Below are 14,509 nucleotides of genomic sequence, written 5' to 3' on the forward strand. Positions count from 1 at the left end.
GCGTCCCAGCCATTTGGTAAAGTGTGGCGAACTACTGAAAAAGGTCAGCGATGGTATCAATCCAAGGATTACCGCAACACGTTCAGCGTACTAACAACGCAAAACGTAAAAAACCGGAACAAACCCAGAATAATCCGGAGAGCGTTAAGCCTTCGCTGGTGGCAAAAGCGGTTTCTCGTGGTATCCGAAATCCTGAACTGGCCCAAGAAGCGCATCAGCAAATACATTATGATTTGCCAAATGGCCGCAGTAGGAGTGCACTAGAGGCTTATATGGATGTGAAAAACCAAGCGCGGCGGGACGAATTGATCGCCATGTTTGGTGTCGACGTTTTCGTTTAGGTAAGTTTAAACAACGTCGGTCCCGTATCGTTGTGTTAGCTTGAGTTAACTCCTCGTACCACTTTACCATCCCTTACTGTGATAGGCTTCGCGCGCTTAAATTAAGTGCGCGATCTGCAAGGTACTCGACAACGCACTATGGCACTACAAGAAACAAAATATGCGGTGAGATTTGGGAATCTTGCAGCACAAGTCCACCTGACGGATAAACGCAAACCACTGTTGTTAATGCTTCATGGTTGGCAGGACAACAGTGGTAGTTTTGAGCCGCTCTCGCCATCGCTCCAAGACCAATTCGATCTTGTATTGCCTGACTGGCCTGGACATGGTCTTTCCGACCACAAAGGGGCAGACAGCTTCTATCCTTTTTTTGACTATGTAGATGATCTTCACCAGTTGATTTTGCAGCTTGGTGAGCGTGATATTTATTTAGTTGGGCATTCTTTGGGTGCGTTGGTCGCGTCATGTTGGTGCGCGGCGTTTCCGGAGCGTGCGAAAGGCCTGATTATGATCGAAGCACTTGGCCCAATGTCAGAGCGCGAAGATAAAGTTATTGAACGCTTGAGGCGAGGAATCGATAGCAGGGCACAGATGAAGGGGCTTCGCTCTCTCCCTTCTTTTGAAGCGGCACTAAAGCTTCGACGTGGTATTAATAAAGTCGCGTTTGATGCACTGACCCCGCTGGTCTCTCGTGGCATTCAGCAGGTCGGTACCGAATGGCAATGGCGACACGATGCCAAGCTCAAAACGGAATCGGTGTATCGCATGTCTACTGAGCATGCAGAGCACTTGATACGCGGTATTCGCTGCCCTGCGATGGCAATTATTGGGGACGACGGTTATCCCGAATTACGTGGCCCTCTTGCGAAAGAGCGAGCGGCGTGGTTTGAAGACCTGACAGTTGAAATCGTGGCAGGTACACACCATTGCCATCTTCAAAGTCAGGACGAAACGATCACACTAATAAAAGATTTTGTGACCAAGCTACACCTCACACAGTGAGGTGATGTTAATTAAATGTTAGTCATGGTCTAATTGCAGCGTTAAAACGCTTGTTTAAATTTTTGCGTCTGGCGCGGGCGTATTCGTCCGCGAAATACAATAGGAGTATTCACGTGGATAAGGTTTGGTTAAACCGCTACCCATCAGATGTACCGGCAGAGATCTCTACAGAACAATACTCGTCGCTGGTGGATATGTTTGAAAAATCGGTACAAAAGTATGCCGATCAAACTGCTTTCATTAACATGGGTCAGGTCATGACTTTCCGTAAGTTGGAAGAGCGCAGCCGTGCTTTTGCTGCTTACCTGCAAAATGACTTGGGTTTGAAAAAAGGCGATCGCGTCGCGGTCATGATGCCCAATTTGCTCCAATACCCTATCGCTCTCTTCGGTATTCTTCGTGCAGGATGTGTTGTTGTTAACGTCAACCCTTTGTACACGCCTCGCGAATTAGAACATCAGCTTAATGACTCTGGTGCTGCTGCGATCGTTATCGTTTCTAACTTTGCGCATACGCTGGACAAGGTGGTTGAAAACACCGGTGTTCGTCACGTTATTCTGACGAGCCTAGGTGACCAACTACCACGTGCAAAAGGCACCATCGTTAACTTTGTCGTTAAGTACATTAAGAAGATGGTACCTAAGTACTCACTACCGCATGCGACCTCAATGCGTAAAGCGTTGCAAAAAGGTCGTCGCATGCAATACGTCAAGCCGTTTATCAAAGGCGATGACGTTGCATTCCTGCAGTACACTGGCGGCACAACGGGCGTTGCAAAAGGTGCAGTTCTTACCCACAACAATATGTTGGCAAACGTATTCCAAGCAAAAGGCACCTATGCGCCTGTGCTGAACGAAGGACGTGAACTGGTTGTTACTGCGCTTCCTCTGTATCACGTGTTTGCGTTGACGGTGAACTGTTTGCTGTTCATTGAATTGGGTGGTCAAAACTTGCTGATCACCAACCCGCGCGATATTCCGGGTTTCGTCAAAGAACTTAAGCAGCATCCATTTACCGCACTGACGGGTGTGAATACGCTATTCAATGCGTTGCTGAATAACGAAGACTTCCATGAATTGGATTTCTCGAATCTCAGCCTAACCGTAGGCGGTGGTATGGCGGTTCAGCGTGCTGTTGCTGAACAATGGAAGAAAGTCACAGGCAAACACTTACTGGAAGGCTATGGCCTAACAGAGTGTTCACCGTTGGTTGCTGCATACCCGTATGATTTGGTTGAGTACAATGGCTCAATCGGTTTGCCGGTACCTTCTACTGATGTTCGCATTGTGGATGACGAAGGTAATGTGGTCGGTAACGATCAGATTGGTGAGCTGCAAGTGAAAGGCCCGCAAGTGATGCAGGGCTACTGGGAGCGTCCAGAAGCGACCAAAGAAGTGCTGACTGATGATGGTTGGTTGTCTACAGGTGACATCGTTAAATTCGACGACGAAGGCTTCTTGCACATCGTAGACCGTAAGAAAGACATGATTTTGGTGTCTGGTTTCAACGTTTATCCGAACGAGATTGAAGACGTTGTCGCACTGCATGGCAAAGTATTGGAAGTTGCTGCGATTGGTCAACCCCATGAAACATCGGGTGAAATCGTGAAGATCTGCGTTGTTAAACGTGATCCGAGCTTGACCAAAGAAGAGCTTTTAGCGCATTGTCGTGAACACCTAACGGGTTATAAAGTCCCCAAGGTGATTGAGTTCCGCGAAGAGTTGCCAAAAACGAATGTCGGCAAAATTCTTCGTCGTGCGTTACGTGAAGAGCAAGACGCGAAAACCGAACAGGCATAAACAACATCGCGCTCGTGCTATCAGATGCAGGAGCGCGTACAATATGTCTATGCCTTTGATAAACATGCTGGCACTTGCCAGCATGTTTTGTTTTTACCCCACTTTGCATAAAACGTGGTTTGTCGCAGCGACCCTATACTGGAAGACAGCGTGAATTTTGAAATCGTAACTGAATTATCCCAACTCGAGCAGGTTTGTGAGCAGGCGAGAAAAGTGCCAGCAGTCATGCTGGACACAGAGTTTGTACGTACCCGCACGCTTTACCCTCAACTCGGTTTAATACAGCTCTATGATGGAGAAACCCTTTCTCTTATCGACCCGATTGAGCTGGAAGACATGTCGCCATTCTGGGCATTGTTGACCGATGAGTCGGTAGTGAAAGTGCTGCATGCTTGTAGTGAAGATTTAGAGGTTTTCCATCACTACTCAGGTGTGATGCCAACACCGATGATTGATACGCAAATCATGGCGGCGTTTTTGGGGCATGGATTATCAACCGGGTTTGCGGCATTGGTTGAAGAATACCAATCAGTCACCTTGGATAAAGGTGAAGCTCGAACGGATTGGTGCGCACGTCCACTGTCTGCAAAGCAATTAGAATACGCAGCGGCAGATGTCTATTACCTATTGCCAGTGTATAACCTGTTGGCGGAGAAAATCCGCGCGGCGGGCTGGGAAGAGGCGGTGCAGCAAGAATGTAATTTGCTGCTGAGTAAGCGCGGTAAAAAACCAGATCCGGAAAAGGCTTACTTAGATATTAAAAACGCGTGGCAACTCAGACCTAAGCAATTGGCGGTGTTGAAAACACTCGCGAGTTGGCGACTGCGTGAAGCACAACGTCGAGATTTGGCATTAAACTTTGTCGTGAAAGAACTAAATCTCTGGAAAATGGCCCGTTTTGATATCCGTTCGTTGAGCAAAATGGCGGATGAAGGGTTTGACCGTTTTGAGATTGAGCGGCACGGTAATCGTCTGATTCGTATGGCGATGGAAGCGGAAAAAACACCTGAAGCACTTTACCCTGAAACCATCGTACGTTTGGTTGATATGCCAGGGTACAAACAGATAGTAAAAGACATTAAAACGCAGACTAACGCCGTCGCTGAAAAGCTGGGCTTTGTTCCTGAGTTTATCGGTTCGAAAAAGCAAATTCATCAAGTACTGAAGTGGGCATGGATTAACGATCGTAATCCAGAAAAGATGCCTGATCTTTTGACGGGCTGGCGTAAAGCGTACTTGGAAGAAAAGCTGTTGCCGCTCATCGATAAGAAGTAAATACAGATAAAAAGAAACCGGCCAATTGGCCGGTTTTTTTATTTATCTTCGTCAGGCAGTGTGACGTTCAGCTCAAGGACAGAAAGATCGTCATCACGCTGTTCCAAAGCCACGGTTACTTGCTCTGGTGATATATCCACGTACTTTCGGATAACGTCTAAAATATCCTTTTTCAGCTGGGGTAGGTACGTAGGTTCAGGACTCCCTGCACGTCGACGTTCTGCAACGATAATTTGCAAACGTTCTTTTGCCAACGACGCAGACGATTTCTTGTTCGGACGAAAAAACTCCAGCAATGCCATGTGTTACCCTCCAAACAAACGCTTTAAGAAACCTTTCTTTTCCTCTTCAAGGAAGCGGAACGGACATTCATTGCCCAACAAACGGTTGATAGCATCACCGTAAGCTTGGCCTGCATCTGATTCAGCGTCCAGGATAACAGGTTCGCCCTTGTTAGACGCATGCAAGACAGATTCACTTTCTGGGATGACGCTTAGCAGCGGTATACGCAGAATTTCTTCTACATCCGCCACACTCAGCATTTCGCCACGGGTTACGCGTGCAGGGTTATAGCGTGTCAGTAGTAGGTGGGTTTTTACGGGTTCTTCGCTGTTTTCTGCACGGCGGGATTTTGAATCCAAAATGCCCAAAATGCGGTCTGAATCGCGCACTGAAGAGACTTCTGGGTTAGTAGTAACGATTGCTTCATCTGCAAAGTACAGTGCCATCAAGGCACCAGCTTCAATACCTGCTGGTGAGTCGCAGATAATGAATTCAAAGCCCATGGTTTTTAGCTCTTCCAATACTCGGCCCACGCCGTCTTTGGTTAGCGCGTCTTTATCACGTGTCTGTGAAGCAGGAAGAACAAAGAGGTTCTCGACACGTTTGTCTTTAATGAGAGCTTGGTTAAGGTTGGCTTCGCCATTGATCACATTGACAAAGTCATAAACCACGCGGCGCTCACAACCCATGATAAGGTCAAGGTTACGGAGACCGATATCAAAATCGATAACCGCCGTTTTTTTCCCTGATTGCGCAAGGCCAGTAGCAATGGCGGCACTTGAAGTGGTTTTACCCACGCCGCCTTTACCTGAAGTAATTACAATAATTCGGGTCATTCCTCAGTCCTTTGTAAGATTAGAGTGTGAGGGGTTCTATATTGATTGAGTCGTTTGTTAGCGAAACTTTCACAGCACGAGCAGCAAACTCTTCTGGAATAGCCTCACTAAGCCAATAGGTACCAGCAATAGATAACAATTCTGATTGCAAGTTATGGCAGAAAATGTGTGCGTCTTTTTGTCCACTCGCTCCCGCGATAGCGCGACCACGCAATACCCCATATATGTGGATGCTGCCGTCAGCAATGATTTCTGCGCCTGCACTAACGTGATTTAGAATCACCAAGTCAGCATTTTTGGCGTAGATTTGCTGCCCGGAACGAACCGGAGAGGTAATCACTTTCGTGGGGGTCTGAATTGGATCATTCACACGGGTTTGTTTTGCTGGGTTCATAACCGCCAACCCCGCCTGATTCGCTGCTTCACGCGCTAGATTTTGTTTACACCCTGTAACGCCTACGACCAACATACCTGTTTTTTCTATGGTAGATTTTAACGAAGTAAAGTCTGGCTGCGTGTGAAGCTGAGAGATATCTACAACAACCGGAGCCCCTTTAAAAAAAGCGGGGGCTTGATTCACTTTTTCGGACAAAACTTGGAACGCACTGGCCAAGTCATCGTCCAATAAGTGCAAGACGGAAAGGGTGAACGAACTGCCTTTGAGTTCAGCATTTTTTGTCATTATGTTATATCCAGCTAGCGCAAAGCGAATAGACGAGGCGATCAGAGTGTTTGTGTTCTTTCGACGGGGTGATTTGGAAAGCTTTTAGTTTAGAGCCGCCATTTCACAACGAAGGAGGATGTATACACGGTAGAACAACAACGTCAAAAACTGTGTGCGTTTTGCACGTAGCCCAATAATTAAGCGGCCCACATGCATTATCAGACAGTGTATTGCATGGTATATTCCTGATAAGTTTGCGGCAAGTGCCAAGGCCGTCAGTGATGAAAATGTGGCCGAATTAGTGACAAATTTATAAGCTATTTCTCTAAATTGGGAGTAGCGACAAAGAATATGACGGAGAGGTACAACGTGTACTGTGCGATTTATAAGAGCAGCAAAAAAGATTCCACCTATCTTTACATTAATCGCAAAGATGATTTTAAGGATGTTCCCGAACAATTATTGAAAACGTTTGGGAACCCTCAGTTCGTCATGATGGTCAACTTAGAAAAGCGAGATAAGCTGGCAATCGCTAACATTGAAAGTGTACGCGAAAAGCTAAAGCAAGATGGGTTTTATCTACAACTCCCACCTTCGCCGGATGCTGCTTTGCAACACATTCGAGATAAAAATACCAAATTATAAAAGGATCGTTATGCGCAAAGGATTAATTGGCATTCTGATTGGCGCAGCGTGCGTGATAACAGCACCCGCGATGGCAGAAAAGCCGAGTTTTGAAAGCTATGTTGCAGGGCTAAAAGAAGAAGGTGCTGCAAAAGGAATTGATTCTGTATTGTTGGAACAGGCCTTTGACGGTATTCGTTATCGTGAAAGAGCTGTTAAAGCAGACAGAAATCAACCTGAAAAACGTTTAACGCTTGATGAATATATTCCTCGTGCAGTTCCTGATTGGAAAGTCGCGAAGGCGAGAAAACTCTATGACCAACATTACAACGATTTAAAACGCATTGGTGAAGAGTTCGGTGTTCAGCCAAGATTTTTGGTGGCACTGTGGGGAGTTGAAAGTAATTTCGGTGCGTTTACTGGAAATTATAATGTCGTCGAAGCCTTAACAACATTGGCGTATGACGGCCGACGTGAAGCCTTTTTTAGAAAGGAAGTTTTTGCAGCATTATCGATATTGGATGAAGGGCATATTAGCGTTGATTCCATGAAAGGTTCATGGGCCGGTGCCATGGGGCAATGTCAGTTTATGCCAAGCTCTTTTATATCTTACGCTGCCGACGGAAATAGTGATGGAAAAAAAGACATATGGAACTCTAAGCCTGATGTATTTGCGTCTTCTGCCAACTATTTAAAGAATGCAGGCTGGAACGATGAATTTACATGGGGTAGGCAAGTTATATTGCCAGAAAACCTCGACAACAGTTTGATTGGATTGGATAAAGATAAAGCGAAAACATTAGCGGAGTGGCAGGATTTAGGTGTTCGTCGCTTGAATAAAAGCGCACTCCCTGATGTAGATATTCAAGCCTGGCTTATTCAACCTGATGATGAAAAGGGACGTAGTTACCTTGTATATGGGAACTACCAAAGTTTGATGAAATGGAATAGATCGCATTACTTTGCATTGGCTGTGAGCCATTTGGCCGACCGAATTAAGTTCGGTTAAACCACGACAAACGGTGCTGGCTTCATTTGGGGGCAGCACCCCTGTTTGATTCGTTGTATCCATGCAGAATACGGTAAAGGGTATTTTACGTTTCATATGCAAATAAAAAAGGAGCCGTCGGCTCCTTTTTCTTCTCATATGTGACACAGTTGAAATCTGTATGGGGCTTCAATTGGTCAAATATTGATGTGATTTAGATTAGAAAATCTTCAATCTTTGCACCGCCATCCAGTGCATCTTTAATTGCTTTTGGTGTGCGACCTTGGCCAGTCCACGTTTTTTCACTGCCGTCTACGTCAGTGTATTTGTATTTCGCTGGGCGCGCTGCACGCTTAGATTTAGGTTTTGCACCACCCAGAGATGCCAACAATTCTTCAGGGTCAATACCATCTTTAACTAGCATTTCACGGTATTTTTCCAGTTTTTCTAGACGCTCTTTTTCTACTGCTTGAGCTTCTTCTTCAGCTTCTTCGCGCTCACTAACAACTGCTTGTAGTTTTTCCAGAGCTTCTTGTAGTTGCTCAAGAGTTAGCTCACGTGCAACCGCACGTAGGCTGCGAAGATTCAACAGAACTTTCAGTGCATCAGACATAATGTTGTTCCTATTCTCTCGTTTCTAATAATTTGTTGCTTAGGTAAGAGTAGCAAGAATATTTATTTCTTTGCAATATTCACTTAATTAAATTCTATATTATTTGAAATTAAAATTAAAGTAAGTGCAAAGTTAAATATAAATTAGTCCAAAAATAATGCCTGATTAGTCATTTTAACGTATGGCTGTACAATAAATTTGTCACTATTGTTTGTGTTTGCATGCGTTTCACATGCGATCTGGTGCTTCCCAAAGCGTAATGTTTAATACTTGTAATTAATATGGTTTTTAAGTGTAAAACTTTGCAGTTTTGTATTGCATATGGGCAAATGTCACATAAAATGATTCAGCTTTATGCACGTAGAGGTGCATTGTTTATCAGTATCTCGTCTTAGGGTGATGCCAAAGAGGACGAGGGAAAGGAAACAGTGCCGAAGCAGAAACCAGATTATCAGTCTATTCTGCTGGGGTTGTAACCGAAGAGGTACAACACTGCCATAGTATTGGGATTTAACTATGGAGCGCTACTGTAGGGTTTTATTTTGTGTGTAACCATTGTTTTCACAATGTCTGGTTTTCCACGTCTGCAGTAGATCTCCAACCTAAAAGGTTGATATAGAGATCATGAACTTAGTCGATTTTTCCGCGTCTTCTCTTTCGATATTCCCCGCGATTCTCGCGTTGGGATTAGCCATTGTTACGCGTCGCGTATTGTTGTCGTTAGGCTTGGGTATTCTTTCGGGTGCTTTTTTGCTGAATGACTTTTCCGTTGCGAACACGTTTTCTTATATTTCGTCACTCGTTATGAGCATGTTCATTTCGGATGGTGCGATTAACTTTGGCAAAATGAGCATCGTTGTCTTTCTTATTTTCGTAGGAATGGTCACTGCACTAATGACACTATCTGGCGGTACCGCTGCATTTGCAGAGTGGGCGCAGACACGTGTTAAAAGCAAGCGTGGCGCAAAACTGCTCGCGTCTTTTTTAGGCGTATTCATTTTTATTGATGACTATTTTAATAGTCTGGCAGTTGGCGCAATTAGCCGTCCTGTTACAGACCGCTTCCATGTATCACGCGCAAAATTGGCTTACATTCTAGATTCAACTGCTGCGCCAATGTGTGTGATCATGCCTGCGTCAAGCTGGGGTGCCTATATCATCACAGTGATTGGCGGGATTTTGGTTAGCCACGGTGTGACCGAATATACGCCGCTGAGCGCATTTGCTCATATGATCCCGATGAACTTCTACGCCATTTTTGCCTTGCTTATGGTATTCGCCGTTGCTTGGTTCCAAATGGATGTGGGTCCAATGCGTCGTTTTGAGTATCAGGCGTCAACCGGCAGCCGTTTAGGTGACGATGAGAATTCATCTGCGTCGATTGAAGATGAACTTGGTATCGAAGAGAGCAGCAATGGTCATGTGTCTGACCTGATCGTGCCAATCATGGTGCTGATCATCGCGACGATTTCTTGGATGATTTTCTCGGGTGCAAAAACGCTAGATGCAAACGGCGTTGCTTTCTCTGTACTGGGAGCGTTTGAAAACACAAATGTGGGAGAGTCGCTGCTGTATGGTAGTGGCATGGGCCTGCTGTCTGCATTGTTCACTGTGTTTAAGCAAGGTCTGCCAAAAGCGGATATTGCAAACACGATGTGGATTGGCGCGAAATCGATGTTTGGCGCGATCCTGATCCTGTTCTTTGCATGGACCATTGGTAGTGTTATCGGCGACATGGAAACGGGTAAGTTCCTGTCTAGCCTTATTGAAGACAACCTGTCACCTCAGCTTCTTCCTGTTCTGCTGTTCTTGTTATCAGCGGCAATGGCATTCTCGACCGGTACGTCTTGGGGTACCTTCGGTATCATGCTGCCAATCGCAGGTGACTTGGCAGGTGCAACCGATATTGCACTGATGCTGCCAATGCTTTCTGCAGTGCTGGCTGGTGCAGTATTTGGTGACCACTGTTCTCCAATTTCAGATACCACCATATTGTCTGCAACGGGCGCACGCTGTGGCCACATTGACCACGTATCGACGCAGTTACCGTATGCACTGGCAGGGGCATTTGTTGCTGCGATTTCATTCCTAGTACTGGGCTTTACGGATTCGCTGGCTATCTCACTGTTTAGTGGATTCTGTGTGTTCGTACTGGTATGTCTGCTCTTTGGTTGGCTGTCTCGCCGACCAGGTAAGTTGGCATAAGTGCTAAGGGCCTCCTACTCGGAGGCCTTTTTGTTTTATATCCAATCAATCTGAATTCAAGCCTCTTCAGGTTGATTGGATATATCTCACTAAAATCCCTTTAATCATCAAGCAGTTTGGCTATGGAATTCACTTTCCTGCACTTTGCTGCTTTTACGAATCCTTCTTTTTTTGTAGCATGCCACCGTATTTTATTCGGGAGACTCTCATGGCCCAGCTTTATTTTTATTACTCTGCGATGAACGCAGGTAAGTCGACGACCCTGTTGCAGTCGTCTTTCAACTATCAAGAGCGTGGGATGAATCCGCTCATTTTTACTGCTGCCATTGATGACAGATATGGCGCAGGCAAAGTGAGTTCCCGAATTGGGCTACAAGCTGAAGCGCAACTTTATGGCAATAAAGACAATATTTTCGCGTCAGTCAGCGATATCAATGCCAATCAAAAAGTGGATTGTGTGTTGATCGATGAATGCCAATTTTTAACCAAAGAACAAGTGCATCAAATTACCGAAGTTGTCGATAAGTTGCGTATTCCAGTGCTTTGCTACGGCTTACGCACAGATTTTCGCGGTGAACTGTTTGAAGGTGCGCAATATTTGTTGGCATGGGCTGACAAGCTGGTTGAATTGAAAACCATTTGTCATTGCGGACGCAAAGCGAACATGGTGATCCGTACCGATGCAGAAGGAAATGCGATTGCTGATGGTGATCAAGTGGTGATCGGCGGGAATGACCGATATGTGTCTGTATGCAGAATGCATTACAAAGAGGCGTTAGGTCAATAACGCGGAAAAGTGAGAGTAAAAACGGTCGACGACATGTCGGCCGTTTTTTTATACGCGAGACGCCAAAGGAATGATGGTGACTCTGTCACCTATCTCAGCACATTCCACCTCAGGTGAAACTTCAATGAGGCAATTCGCTTCATGCATGGACCGTAAAATCCCCGAACCTTGAGACCCAGTAGACCTTACTTCTAGTTGCCCATTTGCATTTATATTGTAGCTACCGCGCGTATATTCGGTCCGTCCCATACGAGATCGGATCTTTTCTTGCGTGATTGCGACAATACGTTGCGGCTGCCAATTTTCTTCACCTTGCAGTTTTCGGATTGCGGGCTCTACAAACTGTAAATAGGTGACCATGACGGCAACAGGATTTCCTGGTAACCCAAAAAAGGGCGTATCCCCAAGCTTTCCAAACGCGAGGGGGCGACCCGGCCGCATATTCACACGCCAGAAATTAATATCACCAAGCTCCGTTAACACCGATTTTATATAGTCAGCGTCGCCGACAGAGACGCCACCTGAGGATATGATGACATCCGCACTTGCCATGGCCTGTTTCAGTGCGTCAGCCAGTGCCGTTTTACTGTCTTCGATGATGCCTAAGTCTATAATCTCGCAACCCAGCTTTTGCAACAGCCCCTTAAGCGAAAAACGGTTCGTATCATAAATACAATTTTGCTTAGGTGGCGTGCCCGGTGCTTGAACTTCATCACCCGTTGAAAACAAAGCAACGGTGACATTCGGATAAACCTCTGCCTTATTTAGCCCGAGAGAGGCAATCATGCCGAGCACAGGTGCACTAACACGCGTACCTGCTGGGAAAACCTGGCTACCTTTTCGAAGATCTTCTCCCGCCTGACGAACATTCTGACCCGCCCGTATTTTGCCTTTGCTGGTATCGAATGTCACAAGACCTTCAACGTCGCAGGCTTGCTCGCGCATAATGACTGTATCCGCGTTTTCTGGCACGGGGGCACCTGTCATGATGCGAACGCATTGGCCTTTTTGCAGTGGGTACTTATAGCCCTGTCCTGCGAAAACCTCGGCGATTTTGGTATAGGTCCCAGCGTCTAAATCATCACTGCGGATGGCGTATCCATCCATCGCGGAATTGGTTGATGACGGGACATTAACAGGCGCAATGACTGGCGACGCTAATACATGATTTGTTAGCGCATCGAGATCCACAACGTGTGTTTGTGTGGGAAATTCAAGCGATGCCAATATTTTCTCGCGACCACGGTCGACAGAAAGCATGGTGGGGGAGAGAGAGTCACACGTGGCGGTCTGTGCTTGATGACTTTCTATTTGCTTGAGTACAAATGCCAGTACGTTATCGATATTGTTGATATCGAGTATGGGTAGCGAGGTTTCTGGGAGTGAATCGCAGGCAACCGCGACAATGTTGTCGTCCGCAGGGAAGCGGAAGGGTTTGTTTGTCTCGGTGCGGTTTAGCTCAATTTTGGGAAAGCTTTCGTTCTTAAAGCCTTCCACCAAAATAAGATCGACTTGGTCTTGGTCTATTTTTTGAATGAGTTGCTTGAGGGTAGCTTCATCATCAGGCGTTTCTGTCATCAAGGCATTGCGGTAGCGAGAACTGATTAACATCTGAGATGCACCAGCTTTCCGAAGCCGATAACTGTCTTTGCCGGGTTTATCGACATCGAAATCGTGGTGCGCGTGTTTGATCACTGCAACTCGCACGCCTGTGTCCACCAAGCGAGGCAATAACGCCTCGATCAATGTCGTTTTGCCCGTACCGCTGTAGGCGGAAAATCCAATAATCGGTAACGAGCAATTTGATAAATTCATGAGAGGGTGCCGTACTTCTCCAATTCATCGGGGGTATTTAAGTTAATAAACGCATCGTGTTCCGCGCTGAAGTCAACGAATGCAGTGTTGCATAGGTCATAGAGCATCACGATTTTCCGGTCCCCATTGGCAAGGAAGTTGTCTAAACGCTCGAAGATTTTCTTATTCATCAGGGTGACAACGGGCTGAACAGATTCGCCGTCGTGTGCGACAACAATTTCTGTGTCATCTTCAATGGCCGCGTACATCTTCTCCAAAAGGTTGTGTGGAAGGTTAGGACAATCACAAGGTACGAAGCCAATCCACGCGGAATCTAGATGGGACATGGCCGCATGCATTCCTCCCAATGGGCCGGGGAAACCTTCGAAAACGTCACTGAACACGTCGCCATAGTGTGCGTAAACGTCTTGATTTCGATTGGCATTGACGGCAATGGTCGCACGCTGCGATGACAAACGCTCGAAGACATAGTCAATCAGCGGTTTGTTGTTCAATGTAACAAGGCCTTTGTCTTGGCCGCCCATGCGGCGAGCTTGTCCGCCAGCAAGAATGACCCACGTGGTTTCAGGATGCGAAGGCATGGTTGTCCTTTTCGATAATATTGAGTTTTGGTTTTTGAAGCAGGCGTTGATTTTCGATGATCCACTGCTGGTTGCAACACGCCGTTAATTGATTGGAATGGTGACTAGTGATCACAAGACTGGATCCGCGCTCTAACAGGTCGTCTACCATGATTTTTTGTGCATCGATGGCGTCGGGATCAAGGTTGGCACTCGATTCATCCATCAACAAAATAGACGGGTTTAAAATCCAAGCGCGTGCCATGGCAACTTTTTGTTTCTCACCACCTGAAAGCAATGAAATATGCTCTCGACTTAACGATTCCAATCCGATCAAGCGTAGAGCTTTCATTGTAAGCTGTCGCTTGGTTCTTTGACAGAAATGCTTTCCCTTCAGTCCATACGCCACATTTTCAGCGACTGAACCATCAAACAGATAGGGCGTTTGGTGCATGTAAATAACGCCGCTTTGGCCCGTAAAACCGGCCAACCGTTGAAGCCAAGACGGGCGTTTTAGGTTCAATTGTCCACTGGTGGGCCTTTGAATGCCTGCGAGTACTTTAAGCAGTGTTGTTTTTCCGATCCCGTTTTGTCCGGTGAGATAGATGGAGTCACTGGGACACACTTTGAGTGAAGGAATATGAAACAACAAACGATGCTTAAACTTCACGGAGAGATCATCAGCTTCCAATGTAATTTGACTCATAATGTCCCCCAA

15 protein-coding genes and 1 riboswitch are annotated in these 14,509 nt (G+C 46.1%); of the genes, 8 read left to right on the plus strand and 7 right to left on the minus strand.

Annotated features, from left to right (window positions below; all coding sequences use genetic code 11):
* Window positions 1-50 precede the first annotated feature (50 nt).
* The 4 genes from LRP49_RS17795 to rnd all read left to right on the plus strand — a co-directional run bounded on the left by LRP49_RS17795 (window position 51) and on the right by rnd (window position 4,417).
* Window positions 51-341: a chromosome segregation ATPase gene (locus tag LRP49_RS17795; RefSeq protein ID WP_274143653.1), complete on the plus strand. Its 291-nt coding sequence runs from the start codon at window positions 51-53 to the stop codon at window positions 339-341.
* 138 nt (window positions 342-479) lie between these two features.
* A complete protein-coding gene (locus tag LRP49_RS17800; protein ID WP_274143654.1) occupies window positions 480-1,343 on the plus strand; it encodes an alpha/beta fold hydrolase in 864 nt (287 codons plus the stop codon).
* A 113-nt stretch (window positions 1,344-1,456) separates the two neighbouring features.
* Entirely contained in the window at window positions 1,457-3,142 is a 1,686-nt protein-coding gene (gene fadD / locus LRP49_RS17805) for a long-chain-fatty-acid--CoA ligase FadD (protein ID WP_274143655.1), read from the plus strand.
* Window positions 3,143-3,292: 150 nt separating this feature from the next.
* Window positions 3,293-4,417 (plus strand): ribonuclease D, encoded by a 1,125-nt coding sequence (gene rnd / locus LRP49_RS17810; RefSeq protein ID WP_274143656.1) that lies wholly within the window; start codon window positions 3,293-3,295, stop codon window positions 4,415-4,417.
* 38 nt (window positions 4,418-4,455) lie between these two features.
* On the opposite strand, the gene minE is transcribed toward rnd, so the two are convergent.
* Genes minE through minC form a run of 3 tightly spaced genes read right to left on the minus strand, consistent with a single transcriptional unit; the run spans window position 4,456 to window position 6,217 of the window.
* Window positions 4,456-4,719, minus strand: a complete 264-nt coding sequence (gene minE, locus LRP49_RS17815; RefSeq protein WP_274143657.1) for a cell division topological specificity factor MinE — start codon at window positions 4,717-4,719, stop codon at window positions 4,456-4,458.
* Between the two features lie 3 nt (window positions 4,720-4,722).
* Window positions 4,723-5,535, minus strand: a complete 813-nt coding sequence (minD, locus tag LRP49_RS17820; protein WP_274143658.1) for a septum site-determining protein MinD — start codon at window positions 5,533-5,535, stop codon at window positions 4,723-4,725.
* Window positions 5,536-5,554: 19 nt separating this feature from the next.
* Window positions 5,555-6,217: a septum site-determining protein MinC gene (gene minC / locus LRP49_RS17825; protein ID WP_274143659.1), complete on the minus strand. Its 663-nt coding sequence runs from the start codon at window positions 6,215-6,217 to the stop codon at window positions 5,555-5,557.
* A gap of 351 nt (window positions 6,218-6,568) precedes the next feature.
* On the opposite strand from minC, the gene LRP49_RS17830 reads away from it, so the two are divergent.
* On the plus strand, window positions 6,569-6,844 hold the full coding sequence (locus LRP49_RS17830; RefSeq protein ID WP_274143660.1) for a YcgL domain-containing protein: 276 nt from the start codon (window positions 6,569-6,571) through the stop codon (window positions 6,842-6,844).
* Window positions 6,845-6,854: 10 nt separating this feature from the next.
* A complete protein-coding gene (locus LRP49_RS17835) occupies window positions 6,855-7,832 on the plus strand; it encodes a lytic murein transglycosylase (protein ID WP_274143762.1) in 978 nt (325 codons plus the stop codon).
* 193 nt (window positions 7,833-8,025) lie between these two features.
* Here LRP49_RS17835 and LRP49_RS17840 read toward each other — a convergent pair whose 3' ends face one another.
* Window positions 8,026-8,424: an H-NS family histone-like protein gene (locus LRP49_RS17840; RefSeq protein ID WP_274143661.1), complete on the minus strand. Its 399-nt coding sequence runs from the start codon at window positions 8,422-8,424 to the stop codon at window positions 8,026-8,028.
* A gap of 353 nt (window positions 8,425-8,777) precedes the next feature.
* Window positions 8,778-8,959, plus strand: a riboswitch (Lysine riboswitch).
* 89 nt (window positions 8,960-9,048) lie between these two features.
* Here LRP49_RS17840 and LRP49_RS17845 point away from each other — a divergent pair.
* Window positions 9,049-10,629, plus strand: a complete 1,581-nt coding sequence (locus LRP49_RS17845; RefSeq protein ID WP_274143662.1) for a Na+/H+ antiporter NhaC family protein — start codon at window positions 9,049-9,051, stop codon at window positions 10,627-10,629.
* 208 nt (window positions 10,630-10,837) lie between these two features.
* Window positions 10,838-11,416 carry a thymidine kinase gene (locus LRP49_RS17850; protein ID WP_274143663.1) on the plus strand — a complete coding sequence of 193 codons (579 nt, stop codon included), beginning with the start codon at window positions 10,838-10,840 and terminating at the stop codon, window positions 11,414-11,416.
* Window positions 11,417-11,464: 48 nt separating this feature from the next.
* On the opposite strand, the gene LRP49_RS17855 is transcribed toward LRP49_RS17850, so the two are convergent.
* From LRP49_RS17855 to LRP49_RS17865, 3 genes are read right to left on the minus strand one after another with little or no spacing between them, the layout of a single operon-like run.
* The gene (locus LRP49_RS17855; RefSeq protein ID WP_274143664.1) at window positions 11,465-13,231 is read right to left on the minus strand and encodes a bifunctional molybdopterin-guanine dinucleotide biosynthesis adaptor protein MobB/molybdopterin molybdotransferase MoeA; all 1,767 of its coding nucleotides are present in this window, start codon (window positions 13,229-13,231) and stop codon (window positions 11,465-11,467) included.
* The gene (gene mobA, locus LRP49_RS17860; protein WP_274143665.1) at window positions 13,228-13,812 is read right to left on the minus strand and encodes a molybdenum cofactor guanylyltransferase MobA; all 585 of its coding nucleotides are present in this window, start codon (window positions 13,810-13,812) and stop codon (window positions 13,228-13,230) included. The genes LRP49_RS17855 and mobA overlap by 4 nt, the downstream gene beginning before the upstream one ends.
* Window positions 13,796-14,497 carry an ATP-binding cassette domain-containing protein gene (locus tag LRP49_RS17865; RefSeq protein ID WP_274143666.1) on the minus strand — a complete coding sequence of 234 codons (702 nt, stop codon included), beginning with the start codon at window positions 14,495-14,497 and terminating at the stop codon, window positions 13,796-13,798. Before LRP49_RS17865 ends, mobA begins: the two co-directional genes overlap by 17 nt.
* Window positions 14,498-14,509: the final 12 nt, after the last annotated feature.

The organism is Enterovibrio qingdaonensis (assembly GCF_028683135.1).
Taxonomy (GTDB): Bacteria; Pseudomonadota; Gammaproteobacteria; order Enterobacterales; family Vibrionaceae; genus Enterovibrio; species Enterovibrio qingdaonensis.